Source organism: Bradyrhizobium sp. SZCCHNS2022 (assembly GCF_032377575.1).
Classification (GTDB): Bacteria; Pseudomonadota; Alphaproteobacteria; order Rhizobiales; family Xanthobacteraceae; genus Bradyrhizobium; species Bradyrhizobium aeschynomenes.
Map to the genome: position 1 here is coordinate 2,014,534 of NZ_JAUHHZ010000001.1, position 20,987 is coordinate 2,035,520.

Here is a 20,987-nt window from a genome sequence, read left to right on the forward strand (position 1 = left end):
TGCCGCCCAGCCAGCTTCGGTGGTTCGCATTGCAGGCATCGAGCACGGCGATCGCGAGGCCGCGCGTCGGTACCATCTGGGCCGGGTAAAATCCGAAGGTTCAATTCTATAACAAGCTTGTATAAGAAGTTAATTCCGGCAAAGATGCCACTTTAGAGTGCAGACGCCATCCTACGCTTAGGAGGAGGGAATGCAGTTCGACCACCGAGAAATTTGCAATGGTCTTTCGCCGAACCCTTCGAATCTCGGCAGCCATTTTCCTGCTGAAGGTAAAGATGCCTTCGAGATTGCATATAGCAATACCGAAAAAATTATAAATTGCTCCGCATTCCGAAGAATGCAGGGGAAAACGCAAGTTTATCCGTTTCCTGACACAGACGCTGTCCGCAACCGTCTCACACATTCGATCGAAGTTGCTCATATCGGACAAACAATTGCGGCTCGCATTTATGCTCGAGTGGCATGTGACGATACTATCAAACGGGCTGCTCAGCAGATCGTCAATAATGGTTGCTTGCTTCACGATATAGGAAACCCGCCTTTTGGGCACGGAGGAGAAGAGGCAATACGCGAGTTCTTTCGTGCTTCCACAAAGACAGAGATTGTCGAGCACGCACTTCAAAACGAACAATATAAGAATGATTTCGTCTGTTTCGATGGCAATGCACAAGGATTCCGAATCGCAACAACTCTGAATGGCCGGAAGTACGCTGGGGGGCTGCGTCTCGGAGCGGCTACGCTTTGCGCTATGGCGAAGTACCCATACGGCAGCTCTGACCCTTGTGGGAAAAAGGGCAAATTTGGATACATGACCTCTGAGGAGAAGCTTTTCGAGGCCGCATTTCAGACATGCGGCTTGGCTGATGGAAAAGGCTCAGTCTTTCGAAGCCCGCTTTCTCTAATCGTTGAGGCGGCTGATGATATCGCGTACCTGACCGCCGACCTTCAAGATGCTTATATTAATGGCGACTTAGACTTCAGTCAGGCTCAAGCTGAGTTGGTGGATCTAGCTGATGAGCTTGGCGCTTCCTACGCTCACGAGAATTTCGCTGACCAGCGTGACGCCATCTCTGAGATTAGATCATTGGCCGTCAAAAACATGATCGCTTTGGCATCGGATCAATTGTATATCGATGTATTCAGAAATCGAACTATGGTTGATCGCTATCAGCCCTTTCCGCTATGGCGCAGACAAGCGGCGGAGGCAGTAGGGGCGACCGAAGATCGAATTCGCGCCAAGAGCAATGAAAAAATCTACCGTGGAAGACGAAAGGTAACGTTGCAGGTCGCCGGGGGACGCATAATAAAATTCGTACTTAAGATGCAAATTCAAGCACTAAACGATCTATACTTTTATCTACTCAGATATCGGACGACCGTAGATTCAATGGACAGCGATATCAAAGACAAACTGTCTGGATTGCCGCCTTCTCTGGAAAAGCTCGCTGACTATTTATTCGACAATTTGGAGAAAGGCATTGAAAGTAGGGAGTCGGCACAAGTTATTCTGAGGATGCCCAACGAAACTCACAGGCAGATAAAAAAATTGTTTATCGAGTCCTGCGATTTAGATCGCATCAAAGCAGGGCACAACAAGGACGGTGGACCGATCGACGCAGAACTGGCATATAGGCTTGTACAGATCTCCCTAGACTTTGTTTCAGGAACAACGGATCGGTATCTCAACAATTATAGCAAGGACTGGGCAGGTCCTTCGCTGACCTAACAACAATGCAAACTGCAGACTCCGATTTATCCCTGTCGAAGTCTGCAGCTCTAAACCCGGCATTGGTCGAATACTTAGTTACAAGTTGCTAGGTCTTCCGGAACAGTTTCCTGCTATTCTGCTGCTTCCTGAGAGTTGGCCTCGAACACCCACCGAGCAGCCATCTCTGCAAGGGCTAATTGGACTACCCGTGTCTCTTCGCCGCTACCCAAGCCACGGAATACTCGGCCTGCACCTATCTCAATGCAGTGACGAAGGGGAGCATTCGGTTGCTTGCGATGATAGTCGCGACTGTAGTCCGCAATCTGATCAAGGACTTCTTTGATGTGATTGTCGGCCTCGACTGCCGCAGGATCTGAGAAAGTCTGTGTAGTTTGTTGCATGATGTCTCCGGTGCAGCTGCAGCTTGCGAGAACATAAAGAGAACGCGCGGGATTGTCTAGCACCTTTTACTTTACGCTCACTTTATTCCGCCGTGGTGAGAAGAGGCCGCCCCTATCAACAGTTTTGGCAGCACGATCCACACGAATTGCTGCCCTGTGTGCAATACGGCGCTTTGAATAAAGCTTGCTTCATAAGCTTGATTCTTCGCTTGATCATAGCTCAGGACCAGCCTTCGAGGAACTCAAGTGCACATGCTGGACCAACTGACGCTATCAGACCGAATCATAGTACTCTGAGCCGATCACGCCGTGATCGCCTTCGCCGAATTCACCTCGTTGCGCAGCAGGAATTTCTGGATCTTGCCCGTCGACGTCTTCGGGATAGGCCCGAACACCACCACCTTCGGCGTCTTGAAGCCGGACATGTGGCTGCGGCAGTACGCGATAATCTCCGCTTCGGTCGCCTCCGCACCGTCCTTCAGCTCGATGAAGGCGCAGGGGACCTCGCCCCATTTCGGATCGGGCTTGGCGACGACGGCGGCGAACAGCACGGCGGGGTGCTTGTAGAGGATGTCCTCGACCTCGACGGAGGAGATGTTCTCGCCGCCGGAGATGATGATGTCCTTGGAGCGGTCCTTGATGATGACGTAGCCGTGCTCGTCGAGCACGCCGAGGTCGCCGGTGTGGAACCAGCCGCCGGCAAAGGCGTCCTGCGTCGCCTTCTCGTTCTTCAGATAGCCCTTCATGACGATGTTGCCGCGGAACATGACCTCGCCGATGGTCTCGCCGTCGCGCGGCACCTCCTGCATCGTCTCCGGATTGAGCACGGTGACGGCTTCCTGGAGGGGATAGGGCACGCCCTGGCGCCGCTTCAGCCGCGCGCGCTCGGGCGCGGGCAGGTCGTCCCAGCCGGGCTGCTCGGCGCAGACGGAGGCGGGGCCATAGACCTCGGTCAGGCCGTAGACATGGGTCAGCTTGATGCCGATGCTCTCGGCGCCCTCGAGCACGGCGACCGGGGGCGCGGCGCCGGCGATCAGGCCGACCACCGGCTTCTCGCGCCTGCCCTTGGGCGCATCAGGCGCATTGATCAGCACGTTGTAGACGATCGGCGCGCCGCACATGTGGGTGACGCCGTGGGTCTTGATCAGCTCGAAGATCCTGGTCGGCTCGACCTTGCGCAGGCAGACATTGATGCCGGCCGCCGCCGCCATGGTCCAGGGGAAGCACCAGCCGTTGCAGTGGAACATCGGCAGCGTCCAGAGATAGACCGGATGCTGGCCGAGCCCGCCGGCGAGAATGTTGCTGACGGCGTTCAGATAGGCGCCGCGGTGATGCGTCACGACGCCCTTGGGATTGCCGGTGGTGCCCGACGTGTAGCTCATCGCGATCGCGTCCCACTCATCGGCAGGACGGCGCGGTTCGAAGCTCGGATCGCCCGCGGCGACGGCGGCCTCGTATTCGATCTCGCCGATGCGGCTGCCGCCGGTGTAGGAGGCGTCATCGACGTCGATCACGAACGGCTTGGGGCCGCTCATCAGCTTCAGCGCCTCGCCGATCACTCCGGAGAACTCAGGGTCCACCAGGATGATCCTGGCCGGGCCGTGATCGAGCTGGAACGCGATCGACGGCGCATCGAGCCGGATGTTGAGCGTGTTGAGCACGGCGCCGGCCATCGGCACGGCAAAATGCGCTTCATTCATCGCGGGGATATTGGGCAGCATCGCCGCGACCGTGTCACCCTCGCCGATGCCGCGACCTGCGAGATAGGACGCGAAGCGCCGGCAGCGCTCATAGGTCTGGCGCCAGGTGAAGCTGCGGCCCTCATAGACCGTGCTGACGTGGTCGGGATAGACGGCCGCGCTGCGCGCCAGGAAGCTGAGCGGCGTCAGCGGCACGTAGTTGGCGGGGTTCTTGTCGAGGCCGAGCTGGTACTGGTTCGTGCTCATGGCTGCCCTCCCTTGTCACCTCAAGAGTTTACAGGAACCCGATCGAAATCCACGGAAAAATCGCAACGATGATCAGGCCGATGAGAAGCGCCAGCATGTAGCCCCAGATCGGCCGGATACCTTCGGCGGGATCGACCCGGCCGATCGCGCAGGCGGCGTAATATCCAACTCCGAACGGCGGCGCGAACAGACCAATTCCCATCGCCAGGATGACCACCATGGCATAATGCACCTCGTGCACGCCGACGGCGCGCGCGATCGGAAACAGCAGCGGCCCGAACAACACGATCGCCGGGATGCCCTCGAGCACGCTGCCAAGGATGGTGAAGGCCACGATCGAGACCGCGATGAACGTGGCCGGGCCCCCCGGCAAGCCGGTCATGGCGGCGGCCAGCGAGCGCGAGAAGCCGGATTGTGTCAGGCCCCAGGCCATGCCGGTGGCCGTGCCGATGATCAGCAGGATCGCGCCGGACAGCGCGGCGGTTTCGATCAGCATCGGCATCAGCCGGCGCCACTCGAACTTCCGATAGATCAGCAGGCCCGCGAGCACGCCGTAGACGATACCGATGGTGGAGACTTCCGTCGCAGTCGCGATGCCCTCGACGACGGCGGCGCGGATCACGAAGGGCAGGGCCAGGGCAGGGAGCGACACGATGAACGCCTTGCCGATCTCGGCTCCGGTCGCGCGGCGGACGCCGCTCATGTCCTCGTTGCGGTAACGCCACCAGACCAGCGCGCACAGCGTGATCGCCAGCACCACGCCCGGCAGCAGGCCGCCGGTGAACAGCGCCGCGATCGAGACGCCGGTGACGGAGCCGATGGTGATCAGCACCAGGCTCGGCGGGATGGTTTCGGTCTGTGCGCCGGTGGCGGCGAGCAGGGCGACGAGATCGCCGGGCTTGGCGCCGCGCGCCTTCATCTCCGGAAACAGCACCGGCGCGACCGCGGCCATGTCGGCCGCCTTGGCGCCGGAGATGCCGGACACCAGATACATCGCGCCGACCAGCACGTAATGCAGTCCGCCGCGGACGTGGCCGAGCAGGCTCGCGAGGAACGCGACCATGGCGCGGGCCATGCCGGTCATCTCGATCAAGAGGCCGAGGAAGACGAACAACGGCACCGACAGCAGGATCAGGTGGCTCATGCCCTCGTCCATCCGGCCGACCAGCACCATCAGCGGCGTGCGGGTGGTCAGCGCGAGATAGCCGAAGATCGCGAGCCCGAACGCGAACGCGATCGGCACGCCGGCGAAGACGCAGAACCCGACCACGCCGACGAAGAAGATCACGAGATTGATGTTGCCGAGCGGCTTCAGCACCGGCTGCGCCAGCCAGAACAGCGCCAGGATCGCCGCGATGGACACCACGGCGAGCAGCATCGTCCTGGCGTTGGCCGCGCGCGCCAGGCGGATCAGCGCGAACAGCGCCATCAGCCCGATGCCGACCGGCAACGCGGCCGCGCGACAGATGTTGGAGATCTGCAGCGCCGGCGTCGTGATGTAGCTTTCCTCGTAGGCGTATTCCCAGGACGGCCAGGCGATCATCACCAGGAACGCCAGCGCGGCGGACGTTGCGACCAGATCGAGATAGCCACGCAAGCTCGGGCTTGCGCGCGCCACCATCGCCGTCATCCGCATGTGCTCGCCGCGGCGGAACGCCACCGCGGCGCCGAGCATCGCGAGCCACAGGAACAGGATCGACGCCAGCTCGTCCGACCAGATCAGCGGCTGGTGCACGACGTAGCGTGCCACCACGCCCGCGAACAGGATGACGATCTCGGCCACGACCAGCAGCGCAGCCGGGATCTCGACCAGGAGGCCGAGCAGGGCCTCCAGGCGGTCGAGCCAGGACCAGCGGCGAGGGGTCTCGATGACCACCTCGCTGATGGCTATTTCCGTGAACTCGGCATGCGCCATGACGTCACCCGAACGCGTCTAAGTCAGTCCAACTCAGGACAGCTTGCCGACGGCCTTTTCCAGGAGCGCCCAGGCCTCGTCGCCATACTTGCCCTTCCATTCGGCGTAGAAGCCGGCGGTGCGCAGCTTGTCGCGGAACGGCGCCACGTTGGGCTGATTGAACGTCAGGCCCTTGGCCGCGAGATCCGCCTGCAGGCCGGCATTCAGCTTGGCGACGTCCTCGCGCTCCTTCACGGCGGCGGCGTTGATGTGCTTGGCGACGATGGCGCGCATGTCGGCCGGCACGGCCTCCCAGGCGCGGCGATTGGCCAGGAACCAGAAGCCGTCCCACATGTGGTTCGTCAGCGAGCAGTACTTCTGCACCTCGTAGAGCTTCGCCGTCGAAATGATCGCCAGCGGGTTCTCCTGGCCCTCGACGACCTTGGTCTGCAGCGCCGAATAGACCTCACTGAAATTGATCGAGGCGGGCGCCGCGTCGAACGCCTTGAACATCGAGGTCCACAGCGGCGACACCGGCACGCGGATCTTGAAGCCCTTGAGATCGTCTGGGCCGTTGATCGGCTTGGTCGACGACGTCGTCTGGCGGAAGCCGTTGTCCCAGATCTTGTCCATGACCATCAGGCCGGCCTTGTTGATCTGGCCGCGCACGTAAGCGCCGAGATCGCCGTCCATGGCCTTCCAGACCGTGTCGTAGTCCGGGAATGCGAAGCCGATGCCGTTGATCGACGCCGCCGGCACCAGGGTCGCCAGGATCAGGCCGGACAGCGTGAAGAACTCGACGCCGCCGGAGCGGATCTGGCTCAGCATGTCGGTGTCGGAGCCGAGCTGGTTGTTCGGGAAGATCTGCAGGTCGAACTTGCCGTTGGTCTCCGCCTTGATCGCCGCCGCCATCTCCTTGGCGCGGACGTTCAGCGGATGGGTGTCGGGCAGGTTGTTGGCGTATTTGTAGGTGAACTCGGCGCTCTCAGCGCGCGCGACATGCGGGGCCGCAATCCCACCCAGAACGGCCGAGGCCGCCGTGGCCTTCAGCAGCGCGCGTCGTGACAGGCTCATTCTCGTTTCTCCCTGAAGAAGCTTCTTCTTGTTGCATCGCGCCGCGGGCGACGCCGGACGAATCCGGGCGACGTCGGCGACATCATCTGCGCTTATTGCAGCGATGGGCCGCAGCAGCAATATCGGCGTTCGCAGCGGGCCATGCGCGACGCGATTCTCGGATGTCTGCAAGGTGCGGAAGATAGCGCTGCCGAGGCGCGCCGGAGCGTCCGTCGCGGCCGAAGTTTGAGGTTTTGGCGCCAAGCCCTTGATCTGCCTGGACATATAAATATTCCATAATATACCTTATGCGAATTGGCTATCGACAGATCGTTCCGCTGTTGGGCTGTCGGTCTCGTCCGATGCCCGTGCGCATCATCGGACCCGATTTGCGAGAAACCTCACCTGTCCGGCAGCGCCTGCTCCATCGTGCCTTGCCGAAGCCCGGTTGCGGTCCTAGATCGAGGCTGGTGATGGCCCGCGCGACGCTGGATGCGGGACCGCACGGATGGCCACACGTGAGGCCTGCAGATCAGACAGAGCACGGCAGATGAGCCCGGCGAGTGACGACCATGGACCGCTGGCTGCGCGGCGCATTCCGGCGAGCGAGTATGACGCGAGCTTCCTGAGCAACCTCAAGGCTCAGCACAAGGTTGCGGCGGTCGACGAGAGCTGGACTGCCGAACAGCTGCGCAGTCTGCCTCCGAACGTGAAGTACCTGCTCTATCCCAACGGCGACCTCGAGCACCTCTGACGCCCGACGCCGCGGCACAGACGATCAGCGGCACACCAGGCGTGGGGCCCATTGGCAGCCACAGGCGAAGCCGTCCCGCTTCAGCACGCTCTTGCCCCCTTCCATCACCAGTGCGTGCGTCATTCGTCCGTCCCGCTTCTTTCCCGCGCCGCTCAGCGATGGCGTCGCTTCGCTCAGATCGATCTGCTGACGCTGAATCAGGCCCGCAACGAAGTTGTAGGACGCGGCCTCCTGGCTCATGGCGCCGTCATAGGGAGCAGCTCCATAGGTGGCCGACGCGACGGCAAACCGCCCCTCGTCTTCCGGCGCATGCACCTCCAACTGCAGATCTCTCCCGATGGTCAGCGGGCGAAGCGGAAGGTCGGGCGTCTCGCCGAAGCCCAGGCGGTGCGCATCATCGTCCTTTCTGTCCTCATAGGAATAGATGATCGCGGCGCCTCCAGCGCCCGTCATGTCGAGCGCGCCCAGATGGATGGCCTCCGGCAGCGGCGCCGCGCCCATCTGAAGCGTGGAAGCGACGGACAGGATGCCGTGCTCGAGGAACGCTCCCGTGAGCTCGGCTTTGTGTCGGCCCTCGAAGCGCGCCTCATCGGCCTGGATCATCGCCGCTGCGACCTGGCTGAAATAGGCCGAAGTGATCGAAGCGCCATGCACGGCGTCGATCAGGATCTGGGCGATGTTTTGGCTCACGCTCAAAAGGCTCGCCTCATCCTTCGACGGACCTGCGGAGAACATCCGAGCGAGCGCGTCGAGAAAGGCGCCGGTGAAGATGCGGGAAAACGAATGCTCCTCGCTCGACAGCAGGCTGGCATCCGCGACCGGCGGCACCAGATCTGGCCTGCGGTAGAAAAAGCGGTTGGCGGCGTTGCGCAGGCAGTCGCGCTCCACCGTTCGCGGACTGATCTGACGGAGGCCCCAGCCCAGTTGCTCAGCCAGACGTGACAGTCTGGAGCTCGTATTCAGCCGACCGCCGGTTTCCTCGATCACCGCCTTTCGCATCTCGGGAACCTGCAACGCGCACAGCAGCGCACTGATGTCGCCAAAGGATTCGTGGAACGCCCCTGTCTCGGTGTTCGCAACATGAAACAGTTGCGGGCGCAGTGCATCGAGCACCGCGTGTCCGAGTTCGTGACAGACGACATCCGGACTCTCGGCGGTGAAGATGTCGATCTCGCGCACCTTCTGCCGGTAGAAGCGCAAGCCGAACCGGCGCGTGTAGTTCGCGTTCAGTTGCGTCCCCGCCTCGACCAGGCTGACCTGCATCGGATTGGAAGTGGACCAGGTCGTGCCGGCGGGCAGCAGCGAGCCCCAGAACCGGATGCCCCGCGCCAGCGCTTCGTTAGCGACCCAGTAGCGAAACTCCGGCGTGCCGGGATTATAATTGGCGACCGGCGGCGCCTGATCCGCCGTGGTGACGCGCATCGCCGAGAACGTGTTGGTGACGACCGGGACCGGCCGGGTTGGGGCCAGCGGGGGATTTGTGCTTGGCACGGCCTCGCTGAAAGGATCGTCCCAGCTGCTCACCTGCCCCGCCCCCGCCCCCGCCGTGGCGGCGCCGCCGACGGCGCGGGACTTCATGAAGGCCTGCAGATCTTCGCTGGTCGACTGCATCAGCTCTGCAACGCGCTGCAGGGCTGCAATCGTGGCCGCGTCATCGTCCTTGCTCTTCTTCGCCATGGCGAAGCTCCTTCCGGTTCAGCGCGGCGTCACGCAAAACGCCCGGCGGCACCTGCCGGGATTTCGACGACGTCGATGATGTGCGCATCCAGCTGAGCCGTCGTATCGGCTCCGCCCCAGGTGCCTTCTGCAGATCGGCTCCCGCCACTGCCGGTGACCGTGACGTTGATGAAGCCGTATCCCTGCAGCCGGGCCGCAACCATGTCATTGCTGGCAAATTGCTCGAGCCCTTGCAGACTGAGCGTCGCGCGGTAGCGATGGCCGGTCTTGACCGAGAACGTCGCCTGCCGCGCGGCGACCGGCGCCATGGCCATGCCGGCGATGGCAGCGACCGTGTCGTGGTCGTGGGCAAGGACATAGACGAAGGTGCTGGCCTGCCAGCTGGCTCCGGTCCAGGGCCGCGAATCCGGGCCAACGCCGCCGCCATGCGATTCCAGCGTCTTGCCGCCCGAGATCAGGACAACATGGCCGATATGGCTGGACGTGTCCTGCGGCCGCAGAAACGCGATCCGCACCAGGCCGTCGCTCTGGGTCGCTGCGGCCACCGTCGACTTGGCAAATCCCTGCGCGCGGATCCAGTCATGCTGATTGACCGAGCCATCCGGAAACCTGAGCGCAGGGCTGGTGGCCCGGCGTAGCGCTTCGCGTACGAAGCCGCTGCAGTCAACCTGCGTGAAGTCACGGCCAGGGACTGCGCCGAGGAAAGGCACCTTCTTTCCAAGACCGTAGGTGACGCGCGGCCGCGACGTCATGCAGGCCTGCAGGAAGCTCCAGGCGGCATTCATGTCGAGGGTGAGCAGTGGAGCTGGACCCGCAGCGCCGCCGAGCGGGGCGAGATCGAGGGCACCGCCTTCGCCAAAATTCGCGATATCCTTTTCGCTCGCGAGGTCGTCGAACTCCCCTGCGACGGGCGCGCCGGGATCCTCCCCCCCAGTGTCCTGGACCATGGGAGCGTCCTGGACCAGGGGCTGATCGAAAAAGGGCACGCCAGGCGGCGGGCTTTCCGCTGCGATCTGAAGACCTCCGGGCGGGCGCGCATCGACCTGCACGCCGTTGGCTGAGATCGGCAGCATCGCGAGATCCCAATTGTTGCGGCCGATCTCGCGCATAAGATCTCGCGTCCGATAGGCGCTTGCCCGAACGGCAGGACGGTGATGGTTCAGCAGCCAGTCGTTGCGGGTCTCGGTGTACTCCCGGATCCAGGTCTGCTCATTGCCGCCGCGCGCTGGAACGGCTTCCCGGAAGCGCGCCCGCAGCAGATCGAGAATGCCACCGCTGTGAATGAAGGAATCGTAGATCACGAGGACTGACAATGCGCGGGTGAAGCCGTTGGTGTTCGCCCAGGCCAGCGCGGGCTTGAAATAGCGCCGATCGAAAAACACGTCCTGGGTCTCGCGCATCACCGGATCCTGCGCGCCGGCCTGGCGTAGCAAGCCCTTGAACGTGGCATCGTCGACCAGGGCTACTCTGCCGATCCGTTCGACATAGGGACGGAGCTCGTTCGAGAACCGACCACCGGCCTCGCTGTACATGGCGACCAGCTCGCGGAGATTGCCGTACTCCGTCGTCTGCGAGCGTCCATATGTGATCTGCCGGATGTCGTGCGGGCCGTCATTGAAGACGGTGATATTGCTGTAGTCGCCCTGCACCGAGCCGGTTTCGAAGGCATTGATCATGCGCTCGCAGACAAGGCGCTGGTCGGCCGTCAACTGAATGGTGGTGGCCGCGGCTGCACCGCCGGTCACTGCTGCCGGCGCGGCCATTGCCGGCGATGCGGCCGCCGGCCCGGTCTCGCTGAGCTGGCGCACTGCTCGATTGATCTGCAACGCCGCCTTGATCAGGCCATCGATGGCGCGCTGCAAGTCCGTCTGATCAGCTGGATTGGGCACGTTTCCACCTTTCTGCGCCGCTCGGCGCTTGCTTGCAGCGGCTTGGACGGCGCGCAAGATGAAGGACGCATCCTCGCGCGGCGGCAGCGGCTTGCTGGGATGGCCGTCGACGAGGGGAATGAAGATGTCACGGGGGCCGTGCAGCCAGAATGCCGACATGTAGATCGCCGGGATATCCAGGATGCGCGCTTCGAACTCGCCGGCCCGGCTGCCATAGGTTTGCTCGGCCTGCTCCGCGGCCTTCGCCAGACGCGCTGCGAGGTCGCCGCTGATCAGGCTGTCGAAATCGGGGGCGCCGGACGCATCGTGCTTCACATCGGCAACGGCCGATGCACCGCCGCCAATCACCAGATAGCGCCAGCCGACCGGCTTGGCGCGCGCAAGGAAGCCTGCATCGGTCAGCTCGTTCAGCTTCACCACGAACCGGCGAATGGGCTGGGTCAGCTGAGGCGCGCCGCTGCTCGCGGCGAACGCCGCAACGCGATCGGCCATCAGGTCGTTCAGCGCCATCTCGACGACGGCAACGCCACCGGCCGGTCCTGGCGGCATCCTGATGGCCATGCGGTACTCCCTCGGTCAGGCGGATATCGGAGAGTCTGAATCGGGCGATGGAGCTGCGGCGACCGCGATCGCCCGGTCGGTCGTGAAATAGCTGTGGCTCCACTCATCGCCGGGCGACTTGTAGGCCGAGACGAGATCGACAAACCGTTTCCGGGTCGGTCCGTAGAAAGAATCGCGGACGTCGACATATTGGGTGCCGTTGCCTGCGATTAGCCAGCCGCCTAGCGCGACGAAGTGAGCGCCGCCGCCGGCCCAGGCGATGCGGCAGCCGACCGGCCGCCTGGCATTGATCTCGGCCTGCACGGCGTCGAACGCGAGGCTTGCGGATGTCATCCGGTCGAAATGTCCGACGCTTCGCAGCGCCGTATCGAGCCTCCAGGGCTTGTTGCAGTCCCCCGCCGCGGCATCTCCACAGCAATTGAGCGGCGTCAATTCGGCGGAGGCGACGGCGCATTGCGTCCAGGACGCCTGGCCATAGAAATTCCCGACGCTGCTGCTGACGGCCGCCCAGCACCATTCCGCCTGCTCCTGCGGTGTGACGATAAAATCGGTCAGCGCCACCGCCGCCAACGTCGGTGCAGCACCGGCTGCCGGCGCTGCGTTGACGGGGGCCGTCGCCAGCGGCTGCAGCGGCTGCAAAAATCCCGCGAGAGCCATGTCATTACTCCCCACCAAGATACATTGGCGCAGATCGTCGACTCTGCCGTCGCCCAAATGATTTCGAAACTAATGACGCCTCGAACCGTTTTTCCGCTCCCGACCCTGGATCTCGAGCCTGGCCGTTGTTGCACGACAAGGGCGCCATCAGTTGCGCCCGAGCTTCATTTGCCTTTCGAGACTGCGTCGAATGCCTGCTCGATCTTCTTGAGATTCTCCTGCGAGAAGGCTGTCGTCACCGCCCCGGCGAAGGTCAGCATCTGCGTGACGGTCTTCCAGAGATCTGCCTGCGCGGCGCTGTTGTCGACGATCTCGTCATATTGCGCGACCAGGCCGTTGAACTTGTTGAGGGCCAGCGTGGTGTTGCCGGTATCGGCGATCTGGTCGTACGAGGCGGCCGTCTTCAGCGCGGCTTCGAGACCCTTCTCGAAGTGGTTCCAGATCAGCGCGTGGCACCTGCGGAACCGTCCACTGAGAATGCCCTTGTCGTTTCGCCTGTACATGCCCTCGTCCGCCCCACACGCCTCCTTCACCTCTTTCGAACTGAGATCGAGGGGATTGCCTGCGACCAGCGCGATCTGCTCGGCAAATTCTCCCGCCAGCATCAGGCGCCTGGCGAACAGATAGTCCGAGGTCGCTCGTGCAAGGCCGCGCCCGGCGCTGACGATATCCTGCTTGTGCTGATCATCCTTCAGGAACTCCTTGATCGCCGCACGTTTGCGCGCGTCGTTCAGGATGTTGGAGAAGTTGGTCAGGACGGGCTGCACGATCCCGGCGACCGTGTTGAACAATGCGCCGATCGGGCCGAAGAAGCTCAAATCCGGCAGTCCCGTGCCGCCGCCCAACGGAGCAGCAGCGGCGGCCAGTTCTGACGTTTGAGGAATGACGATGCCATAGTAGGCAGCATCGAACTCCTTCAGGTCGGCCTCGCAGCTCTTGCGAAACTGGCTCTCCATCTGCGGGTCGGCGCTCGGCTTCTTCGCCACGTCGACCTGGTAGCTGGAGAACAGCGACTTGATCGCAGACGGAATATCGGAGGCATCGCTCGGCGCGGCCAGCGCCTGCAACTGGCTCGTCACCGCATTGATGTAATCCTGCTGCGCCCGCGTCCCGAGATGGTCGACCGTGATCGAGGCAGCGTTTTCTCGCGGCGAGATCTTCGCCACGACCACTTTCTTGCTCCAGCGAAACTCACACAGCAGCTCCGCCTCGTCGAGGACGTCCGCAAGCGAGATCTTGTTGGTCGCATCCGTGACCGGCGCCTGGCCCGACGCATGAGGAAATGCCGCCAGAACCTTGGCGGTCACCTTTTGTCTAACGAACTCGCGCCGTGCGGCATTTCTTTCGTTCTGAATCAGATCGTTCGCCGAGACCGACATCGCGGACAACGCCGACACGAATGCCGAATAGCTGTTCTGGTTCTCACTCTGCGCAAAACTCGAGCTGCTATGGCAGCCGATCGAAATGAACAAAGAAAATGAAAGCAGAAATCTGCGCTGCACATGCATCAGCATGGCCCTCCCTCTACATCGGGAAGTTGCATCCTATACCGCAACCAAGCCGTGTCAATGCAGCATGCAGCGCGCAAAGCGATACGGGTCCGATGGTGAGATGTCACAGCCCGTGCCGGCCCGATGGCACCGCGCCGTCAGCCACGCAGGCGTGCGAAATCGCCCCTCACTGGTCACCCCTTAGTCTTGGTTTCGTCAAAGCCCTTGGCCAAATCGCTGGCGGGGATTGGGCACGGGCGTTTCGCGTACAGGACCCGAGGACATGTCAGTTCAGTCGGCGCCGAAGGAAGTTGATCCGGACGATGTCGCGCTGTCGCCCGACAACGAGATCTGCGAGCAGATCTATCAGCGCGTCCTCACTGAGGTGCGTGCTCGCATCGACCAGCGGATTGCGGCCATCGAGGCCCAGGCTGCGGCGGAGGCTGAAGTCGATGCTGAGGCCGTCGAAGCCGCCGAACCGTCGGCCGACGCCGGCAGCGCAGCTGCGCCAACCGCAACGAGGCGTCGGCCCGTGCTACGAGCCGCAATCACGCTCGCCGCCTCGGCCGGGCTCGTGGGCGCTGTCACCACATTGGCGCGCGATCATCAGGAGGCCATCACATCGGTGACCGATCGAATCGAGGCCGCGATCCAATCCATCCGTCGCGAGACGCCCCAGATGGCAATGCCGACCGGCGGAGGGGACGCGGCGACGTCCGGATCGAGCACAACCGAGACCGCAGACACGGTCCCGGCCGCATCATCTCCGTCCGCGTCGCCGTCACCGGAGCCGTCCTCCGGACGGTCCAGCGATCCATCCTCCGCAATGGCCGAAGCAACACCCGAGCGCGACATGCCGCCTGCGGCCGAGCGAGAGCTCGCCCCCCTGATGGAAAAGATCGCGCATGACGTCGCCGCGCTGCAGACCGGGCTGCAGGACCTCAAGGCCAGCCAGGAGCAGGCTAGCCGCGATCAAGCCAAGGCCATCGAGCAGCTGCAGGCCAGCCAGGAGCAGCTCGCGCGCGCCGTCCGGACGTCGAAGACCGAGCCCACGACCGTCGGCGCAGCCGCGCGTCTCGCGCCAAGACCGCCGCAGCCACCACAGACGCGCCAGCCTCGGTTTCCGAACTTCTGAGGATGAGATCCGAGCAGGGGTGCCCCTGCCCCCGGCACTCCTGCATATGACGATGGGAAGTATTGTGCGCGTCGTCTCCGTATCGTCATGGCCGGGCTCGTCCCGGCCCTTGGCGGACGGCGGCTCAGGCAGGCTGCCGCACAAGTGACTGAGCACCTCATGCACGTCGCAGGTCATGACGGCGAGAAGCGCCGCCAGCGCCAGACCAGATAGGTGCCGGCATATTCCAGCTTGACGCCGATGCAAGAAACTCGGGCTTTTCCAGCACTTTCCCACCACTCCTAGGCACCGCTGCGGGGGAATATTGTCCGAAAAGGCCCCCTCCTCGTCACGACGCTGTCTTGCTTTCGGCCAAAGCGGCGGGTCGAGTCACGTTTGAAAATTCAAAGAGAAATCGGCGTCGGCGGCGGGCGTTCAGGGTTTGGGGATCACCAATGCAGTCCACACAGAATGTGCAACAGATCGATCCGAGCGAGATCGGCCTCGCCCCGGAGAAGCCGGAGAAGACCAGCTACGATCAGTTGTATCGGCGGGTCCTGCGCGAGGTCCTGACGCGGATCGACACCCGGCTGGCGGCGATCGAGAAGCCGGGCGTGGCGGCGGATGCGGCCGCAGCCGCCAGTACCCGCGACGCTGCAGGTCCTGCGAGCAGCCGCTGGGCGCGCATCAAGGCACCGCTCGGCAAGTTGCGCGGCCGCAATGCCGTGGGGCTCGCGCTGCTGGTCGTCCTGGTCGGCGGATCCGTCGCCTGGTCGCAGCGCGACGCCGGCTCGTCGTTGATGGACCGCTGGATGCCTGGCGCGACCGAGGGGACACAGGATGAGGCGTCGGCCCAGCCGGGCAACGAGGAGGCCATGATGTCGAACGCCTCGTTGAGAGGCTCGGAAGACGGCGCCCGTGAGCCGGGAACGTTGATGCAGCGGATGGCGCGCGACATCGCCGAGCTGCAGCAGGGCATCGAGCAGATCAAGTCCACGCAGGATCAGGCCAGCCGCGATCACACCCGGGCCATCGAGCAGTTGCAGGCCGGCCAGGATCAGCTGATGCGCCTGGTGTCACGGATGTCGAACCAGGCGGCGCAGGCGCGCGGCGCGGGCGTGCCGCCGCCTCCGCCGCAGCAGATCGTCGTGACGCCGCAACCGCGGACCACGACGGGGCTGGCGCGAAACCAGCCGCCGCAGCAGGGCTCGACGATCGGGACGTTCCTGACCCGCAACAATTCCGGCATTCAATCGCCGCTGCCGCGCTGATCCTGGATCAGCAGCGGCCGCCAGCACGATCCCCAGCAATCGCGGTCAAGAGCAGGCGTGGAATTGCCCATCATAGCCGCGATAGGTGCCCTTCGCCGCATCATAGGTGCGGAAGGTCTTGCAGCTGACGCTGCCCCTCTTCGCCTCCCGCTTCAACTCGCTCTTCTTGCCGGCGTTGCGCTTTCGCTTGGCGGGCTTGTCCTGATCGCCATTGGCATGGTGATGGTGCGCGTGACCCTGGCGTTCGGGCTTGGCTGACGGGCTCGCAACGTCCTGCTTGGCGGCAGGCTTGTCCTGAGCGGCTGTCGGCTGCGCGGCCACGGCCGCAGACGGCAATGCGGGCTTGTTGGTCTCCGCCGCAGCAGGCGTTGGCTTTGCGTCCGCAGCCGCGGCAGGCTTCTCGGCAGGCGCTGCGACCGCAGGCTTGCTGTCAGCCTTTTCCTCGGCCTTGTCCTGGACCGGAGCGACGGCGTCCTTGGCAGCGGCCGGCTGAACGACCGGCTCGGCCGGCTTGGCCTCGGTGACGGCGGGCTTGGGAGCGGCATCGGCCTCCGGCTTGGATTCAGCCTTGGACTCTGCTGTCGACTCGTCGGCCTTCGGCTCTCCGGGCTTGCCGGCTGCAGTGTCCGTCGGCGCAACGGCAGCGGCCGCTGGTGCTGCGGGTTCAGCGGGCTTTTCGGCCGCCACCTTCTCCGGCTCGGCCGCACCCGCGGGCTTGTCCACCGCCTGCTCCACGGGCTTGCTGTCCGCGCCCGCCGGCTTCGCCTCGGCCTCGACGGGCTTCTCGGGCGGCGCCGTCGCGGAGCTTTCGCTGGCAGCCTTGTCTGCATCACTGGCCGAACTCTGCGCCCAGGCGCCGGAGCTCGCGATCGCGCCTACCATGCAGGACAGGACCGCAGCGCGCACAATCAGCGCGGGCGAACGAATGAGGAAAATTTGCATGCAAGAATTCTCTGTTGAGGAGCCGGCTGCCAGCGGTTTACGTCAAATTTCCTGTCCTTTCGCCTCGAAAACCTCGCGCGCGCAAAAGAGTCGCACGCGGTGTGCTTTCCAGATCATGGGTTTGCAATCAACACGTGAAGATTTGACGCCGATCAATCGACGTCCGGGGACGATCAGCGCCGCACGTCGTCATTCATTCGCACGGCGCCAGCGTGCGCGGCCACCTGCTCACGCGCTCACGGCGTTGCGCGTGATGACGTGGCGATAATAGGACGCGCTGAGCTTGGGCGTGCGCACCTGGGTGTCGAAGTCGACGTGATAGACGCCGAAACGCTGCTTGTAGCCGAACACCCACTCGAAATTGTCCATCAGGCTCCACAGGAAATAGCCCTTCACCGGCACCCCTTCGGACGTCGCGCGCTGCAACTGGGCGAGATAGTTGCGCAAGTACATCACGCGATCGAGGTCGTGGATCTTGCCGTCGGCCGTGATCATGTCGTCCGACGAGGTGCCGTTCTCGGTGATGTAGATGGTCTTGAGATTCCAGATCTTGGCGGCGAGCTTCGGCACCCAATAGGCGGTCTCCGGCCCGACCAAGAGCCACGGCGAGCTCATATGCGGAAACGAGGCCGGCATCGGAAGCACGTCGAAGCCTGGCGCGCGGTCGGACGCCACGACATAGGCCTGCGGCGCGTAGATGTTGAGCCCGACGAAATCGACCGGCGCGGCGATCGTCTTCAGCTCGTCCGCCGTGAAGACCGGCGCATCCTTGCCCGACCAGGCCAGGAAGCCGTCGGTGTAGCGGCCCTCGAGGATGACGTTGAGAAACCCGGCATTCATCTCGCGCGTGGCTATCTCGGCGGCGCGGATGTTCTCCGGCGTATCGATCGCCGGCAGGCAGGCGGTGATGTTCTCGGCCATGCCGACACGCGTGCCCGCCCGTCCCTGGGCGCGGATCGACTGGACGGCAAGGCCGTGCGCCAGCGCCACGTGATGGCGCGCCTGATTGACCTCCTGCGGCGGCAGCTTCAGCCCGGGCGCATCGACGCCGAGGCCGTAGCCGAACGGGATGAAGCGGCCGCATTCGTTGATGGTGAAGATGGTCTTGACCCGGTCGCTCAGATGCTGCGCGACGTAGCCGGCATAATGCGCGAACGCCTTGGCGGCGTCGGCCGAGCGCCAGCCGCCGATGCGGTCCTGCAGCGCCTGCGGCAGGTCCCAATGGTACAACGTCGCGTACGGCTCGATGCCGTTGGCCAGGAGCTCGTCGACCAGGCGGTTGTAGAAGTCGAGCCCCTTCGGATTGGGCGTCAGCCCGCCATCGGGAAACAGCCGCGGCCAGGCGATCGAGAAGCGATAGGCGCGGCAGCCGAGCTCCTTGATCAGCCGCACGTCATCCTTGTAGCGGTTGTAGTGATCGCAGGCGACGTCGCCGGTGCTGGCGTCCTCGATGTTGCCCTGAATGTGCGTGAACACGTCCCAGATCGAGGGGCCGCGGCCATCGGCAGTGGCGCCGCCCTCGATCTGATAGGACGAGGTCGCCGTGCCCCAGACGAAATCGGCGGGGAAACGACGGCTGGCATCTTCCCTCACGGCGGCCTCCTCGGCTTGCGCTGGCCCGTTCGCCGCCCCGAGGGCAGCCAGTCCGGCCAGCTTCGCAAGATCACGGCGGGAGACGTCGTTCGGCATTGATGAACCTCAATCCTGTGGTCGTTTTGCCCCCTGCCCGGCAGGCATCGTCCAACAGGAAGCATAACTCGGCGCCGATTTGAACCGGTGGAACCCGCCGAAAATGAAGTTACATTTTCAGCGTGCCTTCGCGACGGCTCACCACCTGGAAAACGCCTTGCTCGACAGTGCAGCGGGATCGCCGTATTTTCACGCCATGACCGATCACGATCACCCCCACGACCATCACCACGATCACTCGGAATTGTCCGAGACCGAGCTGCGCGTCCGTGCACTCGAGAGCATCCTCACCGAGAAGGGCTATATCGACCCGGCCGCGCTGGATGTGCTCATCGAAACCTATGAGAGCAAGGTCGGCCCCCGCAACGGCGCCCAGGTCGTGGCGCGGGCCTGGGCCGACCCGGCCTTTCGTGACCGCCTGCTGTCGGATGCCACGCCGGCCATCGGCGAGCTCGGCTATGCCGGGCGCCAGGGCGAGCACATCGTGACGGTCGAGAACACCCCCGATCTGCACAACATGGTCGTGTGCACCCTGTGCTCCTGCTATCCCTGGCCGGTGCTCGGCCTGCCGCCGGTCTGGTACAAGTCCGCCCCCTATCGCGCCAAGGCGGTCAAGGACCCGCGCGGCGTGCTCAGGGATTTCGGCTTCGAGCTGCCGCCGACGACGAAGATCCGGGTCTGGGATTCGACCGCGGAAATCCGCTATTTCGTGTTGCCGATGCGCCCCGCAGGCACCGACGGCTGGAGCGAGGAACAGCTCGCGGAGCTGGTCACGCGCGACAGCATGATCGGCACCGGCCTGCCGAAGCGACCCGATGAGGTGCAACGCTCCGGGGGGCGATCCTGATGGACGGCGCGCATGACATGGGCGGCGCTTCCGGCTTCGGCCCGGTCCGCCCCGAGCCGAACGAGCCGGTGTTTCACGCCCCGTGGGAGCGTCGTGCGCTCGCCATCACGCTGGCGATGGCGATGCCGGGCGGCTGGAACATCGACATGTCGCGCTTTGCGCGCGAGAACCGGCCGGCCGACGATTACCTCGGCATGAGCTACTACCAGATCTGGCTCGCCGGTCTCGCGCGCCTCATGCAGGAGCGGCATCTCGTCGAAGCCGACGAGCTCGCCGCCGGCAAGGTCCTGCATCCGCCGAAGCCCGTCGCGCGCATCCTCACGGCCGACGAGGTTGCTGGCACACTGCGTCGGGGTGGCCCGACGGAGCGCCCGGCGACCAGGCCCGCGCTGTTTGCGGTCGGCGACCGCGTGCGCGCCAAGGACATGCATCCGCCGACCCATACCCGCCTGCCGCGCTACGTCCGCGGCCATCTCGGCCGCATCGAGGCGGTCAGAGGGACGCACGTCTTCCCGGACAGCAACGCACATGGCGGCGGTGAGGATCCGCAATGGCTCTATACGGTGTCGTTCAGCGGCGCCGAGTTGTGGGCCGATGCGCCCGACCCGCTGCTCGAGGTGACCGTCGACGCCTTCGAGCCGTATCTGGAGCGCGCATGACGGGCCCCGATCATCACGCCGCGCTGGCGGCGACGCATGCCTTGCCCGGCATTCCCGTCGATGCCGACGGGCCGGTGTTTCGCGAGCCGTGGGAGGCCCACGCCTTCGCGATGGCGGTGACCTTGCACGCGCGCGGGCTGTTCACCTGGCCCGAATGGGCCGCAGCGCTCGCCGAGGAGATTGCGCGCGCGCAGGCCGAAGGCGATTCCGATTGCGGTGACACTTATTACCGGCATTGGCTCGCGACTCTGGAGCGCCTGGTCGCGGACAAGGGCGTGACCACGTCGGCCAACCTTGCCCGTTACCGCGACGCCTGGGATCACGCCGCCGACCGCACGCCCCACGGCAAGCCGATCGAGCTCTCGCCCGAAGATTTCGCCGGCTGAGCAGCGTTAAGCGCTGGTGACCAGCTTGCGCGGCATTTGACGATCATGT

General features: G+C 63.9%; 16 protein-coding genes. 7 read left to right on the plus strand and 9 right to left on the minus strand.

Going from position 1 to position 20,987, the window contains the following annotated elements; translation table 11 throughout:
• The first annotated feature begins 190 nt into the window (after nt 1–190).
• Nucleotides 191–1,726: a dGTP triphosphohydrolase gene (locus QXZ94_RS08955; protein ID WP_315720106.1), complete on the plus strand. Its 1,536-nt coding sequence runs from the start codon at nt 191–193 to the stop codon at nt 1,724–1,726.
• A 685-nt stretch (nt 1,727–2,411) separates the two neighbouring features.
• On the opposite strand, the gene QXZ94_RS08960 is transcribed toward QXZ94_RS08955, so the two are convergent.
• From QXZ94_RS08960 to QXZ94_RS08970, 3 genes are read right to left on the minus strand one after another with little or no spacing between them, the layout of a single operon-like run.
• Entirely contained in the window at nt 2,412–4,055 is a 1,644-nt protein-coding gene (locus tag QXZ94_RS08960) for an acyl-CoA synthetase (RefSeq protein ID WP_315720107.1), read from the minus strand.
• 28 nt (nt 4,056–4,083) lie between these two features.
• Nucleotides 4,084–5,970 carry a TRAP transporter large permease subunit gene (locus QXZ94_RS08965; protein ID WP_315720108.1) on the minus strand — a complete coding sequence of 629 codons (1,887 nt, stop codon included), beginning with the start codon at nt 5,968–5,970 and terminating at the stop codon, nt 4,084–4,086.
• A gap of 33 nt (nt 5,971–6,003) precedes the next feature.
• Nucleotides 6,004–7,023, minus strand: a complete 1,020-nt coding sequence (locus QXZ94_RS08970; RefSeq protein ID WP_315720109.1) for a TRAP transporter substrate-binding protein — start codon at nt 7,021–7,023, stop codon at nt 6,004–6,006.
• 529 nt (nt 7,024–7,552) lie between these two features.
• Here QXZ94_RS08970 and QXZ94_RS08975 point away from each other — a divergent pair.
• A complete protein-coding gene (locus tag QXZ94_RS08975) occupies nt 7,553–7,756 on the plus strand; it encodes a hypothetical protein (RefSeq protein WP_315720110.1) in 204 nt (67 codons plus the stop codon).
• A 24-nt stretch (nt 7,757–7,780) separates the two neighbouring features.
• Here the strand turns inward: QXZ94_RS08975 and QXZ94_RS08980 are convergent, their stop codons facing one another.
• From QXZ94_RS08980 to QXZ94_RS08995, 4 genes are all read right to left on the minus strand, one after another.
• Nucleotides 7,781–9,433, minus strand: coding sequence for a hypothetical protein (locus QXZ94_RS08980; RefSeq protein ID WP_315720111.1), 1,653 nt, complete (start codon nt 9,431–9,433; stop codon nt 7,781–7,783).
• A 29-nt stretch (nt 9,434–9,462) separates the two neighbouring features.
• Nucleotides 9,463–11,883 carry a chitosanase gene (locus QXZ94_RS08985; RefSeq protein WP_315720112.1) on the minus strand — a complete coding sequence of 807 codons (2,421 nt, stop codon included), beginning with the start codon at nt 11,881–11,883 and terminating at the stop codon, nt 9,463–9,465.
• 15 nt (nt 11,884–11,898) lie between these two features.
• The gene (locus tag QXZ94_RS08990) at nt 11,899–12,540 is read right to left on the minus strand and encodes a papain-like cysteine protease family protein (protein WP_315720113.1); all 642 of its coding nucleotides are present in this window, start codon (nt 12,538–12,540) and stop codon (nt 11,899–11,901) included.
• Between the two features lie 164 nt (nt 12,541–12,704).
• Entirely contained in the window at nt 12,705–13,847 is a 1,143-nt protein-coding gene (locus QXZ94_RS08995) for a hypothetical protein (protein WP_315720114.1), read from the minus strand.
• 466 nt (nt 13,848–14,313) lie between these two features.
• Between QXZ94_RS08995 and QXZ94_RS09000 the strand changes: the two genes are divergently transcribed.
• Together QXZ94_RS09000 and QXZ94_RS09005 are read left to right on the plus strand one after the other, a co-directional pair.
• Nucleotides 14,314–15,165, plus strand: a complete 852-nt coding sequence (locus QXZ94_RS09000) for a hypothetical protein (protein ID WP_315720115.1) — start codon at nt 14,314–14,316, stop codon at nt 15,163–15,165.
• Nucleotides 15,166–15,599: 434 nt separating this feature from the next.
• Entirely contained in the window at nt 15,600–16,415 is an 816-nt protein-coding gene (locus QXZ94_RS09005; RefSeq protein WP_315720116.1) for a hypothetical protein, read from the plus strand.
• Nucleotides 16,416–16,460: 45 nt separating this feature from the next.
• On the opposite strand, the gene QXZ94_RS09010 is transcribed toward QXZ94_RS09005, so the two are convergent.
• Both QXZ94_RS09010 and QXZ94_RS09015 read right to left on the minus strand, forming a co-directional pair.
• Complete coding sequence (locus QXZ94_RS09010) at nt 16,461–17,357, minus strand: hypothetical protein (protein ID WP_315720117.1); 897 nt, start codon at nt 17,355–17,357, stop codon at nt 16,461–16,463.
• Nucleotides 17,358–17,585: 228 nt separating this feature from the next.
• Nucleotides 17,586–19,046, minus strand: coding sequence for a GH1 family beta-glucosidase (locus QXZ94_RS09015; RefSeq protein WP_315720118.1), 1,461 nt, complete (start codon nt 19,044–19,046; stop codon nt 17,586–17,588).
• 196 nt (nt 19,047–19,242) lie between these two features.
• Between QXZ94_RS09015 and nthA the strand changes: the two genes are divergently transcribed.
• The 3 genes from nthA to QXZ94_RS09030 are packed head-to-tail and all read left to right on the plus strand — an operon-like array spanning nt 19,243 to nt 20,938.
• A complete protein-coding gene (nthA, locus tag QXZ94_RS09020) occupies nt 19,243–19,893 on the plus strand; it encodes a nitrile hydratase subunit alpha (protein WP_315726166.1) in 651 nt (216 codons plus the stop codon).
• Nucleotides 19,893–20,552, plus strand: a complete 660-nt coding sequence (nthB, locus tag QXZ94_RS09025; protein ID WP_172182903.1) for a nitrile hydratase subunit beta — start codon at nt 19,893–19,895, stop codon at nt 20,550–20,552. The genes nthA and nthB overlap by 1 nt, the downstream gene beginning before the upstream one ends.
• Nucleotides 20,549–20,938 (plus strand): nitrile hydratase accessory protein, encoded by a 390-nt coding sequence (locus QXZ94_RS09030; protein ID WP_172182905.1) that lies wholly within the window; start codon nt 20,549–20,551, stop codon nt 20,936–20,938. The genes nthB and QXZ94_RS09030 overlap by 4 nt, the downstream gene beginning before the upstream one ends.
• The last annotated feature ends 49 nt before the right edge of the window (nt 20,939–20,987 follow it).

Coding starts and splice junctions, on each gene's coding strand:
- QXZ94_RS08975 (WP_315720110.1), top strand. CDS start 7,553: ATGAGCCCGGCGAGTGACGACCATGGACCGCTGGCTGCGCGGCGCATT.
- QXZ94_RS09010 (WP_315720117.1), bottom strand. CDS start 17,357: ATGCAAATTTTCCTCATTCGTTCGCCCGCGCTGATTGTGCGCGCTGCG.
- nthB (WP_172182903.1), top strand. CDS start 19,893: ATGGACGGCGCGCATGACATGGGCGGCGCTTCCGGCTTCGGCCCGGTC.
- QXZ94_RS08960 (WP_315720107.1), bottom strand. CDS start 4,055: ATGAGCACGAACCAGTACCAGCTCGGCCTCGACAAGAACCCCGCCAAC.
- QXZ94_RS08980 (WP_315720111.1), bottom strand. CDS start 9,433: ATGGCGAAGAAGAGCAAGGACGATGACGCGGCCACGATTGCAGCCCTG.
- QXZ94_RS08955 (WP_315720106.1), top strand. CDS start 191: ATGCAGTTCGACCACCGAGAAATTTGCAATGGTCTTTCGCCGAACCCT.
- QXZ94_RS09030 (WP_172182905.1), top strand. CDS start 20,549: ATGACGGGCCCCGATCATCACGCCGCGCTGGCGGCGACGCATGCCTTG.
- QXZ94_RS08965 (WP_315720108.1), bottom strand. CDS start 5,970: ATGGCGCATGCCGAGTTCACGGAAATAGCCATCAGCGAGGTGGTCATC.
- QXZ94_RS08990 (WP_315720113.1), bottom strand. CDS start 12,540: ATGGCTCTCGCGGGATTTTTGCAGCCGCTGCAGCCGCTGGCGACGGCC.
- QXZ94_RS09000 (WP_315720115.1), top strand. CDS start 14,314: ATGTCAGTTCAGTCGGCGCCGAAGGAAGTTGATCCGGACGATGTCGCG.
- QXZ94_RS09005 (WP_315720116.1), top strand. CDS start 15,600: ATGCAGTCCACACAGAATGTGCAACAGATCGATCCGAGCGAGATCGGC.
- nthA (WP_315726166.1), top strand. CDS start 19,243: ATGACCGATCACGATCACCCCCACGACCATCACCACGATCACTCGGAA.
- QXZ94_RS09015 (WP_315720118.1), bottom strand. CDS start 19,046: ATGCCGAACGACGTCTCCCGCCGTGATCTTGCGAAGCTGGCCGGACTG.
- QXZ94_RS08985 (WP_315720112.1), bottom strand. CDS start 11,883: ATGGCCATCAGGATGCCGCCAGGACCGGCCGGTGGCGTTGCCGTCGTC.
- QXZ94_RS08970 (WP_315720109.1), bottom strand. CDS start 7,023: ATGAGCCTGTCACGACGCGCGCTGCTGAAGGCCACGGCGGCCTCGGCC.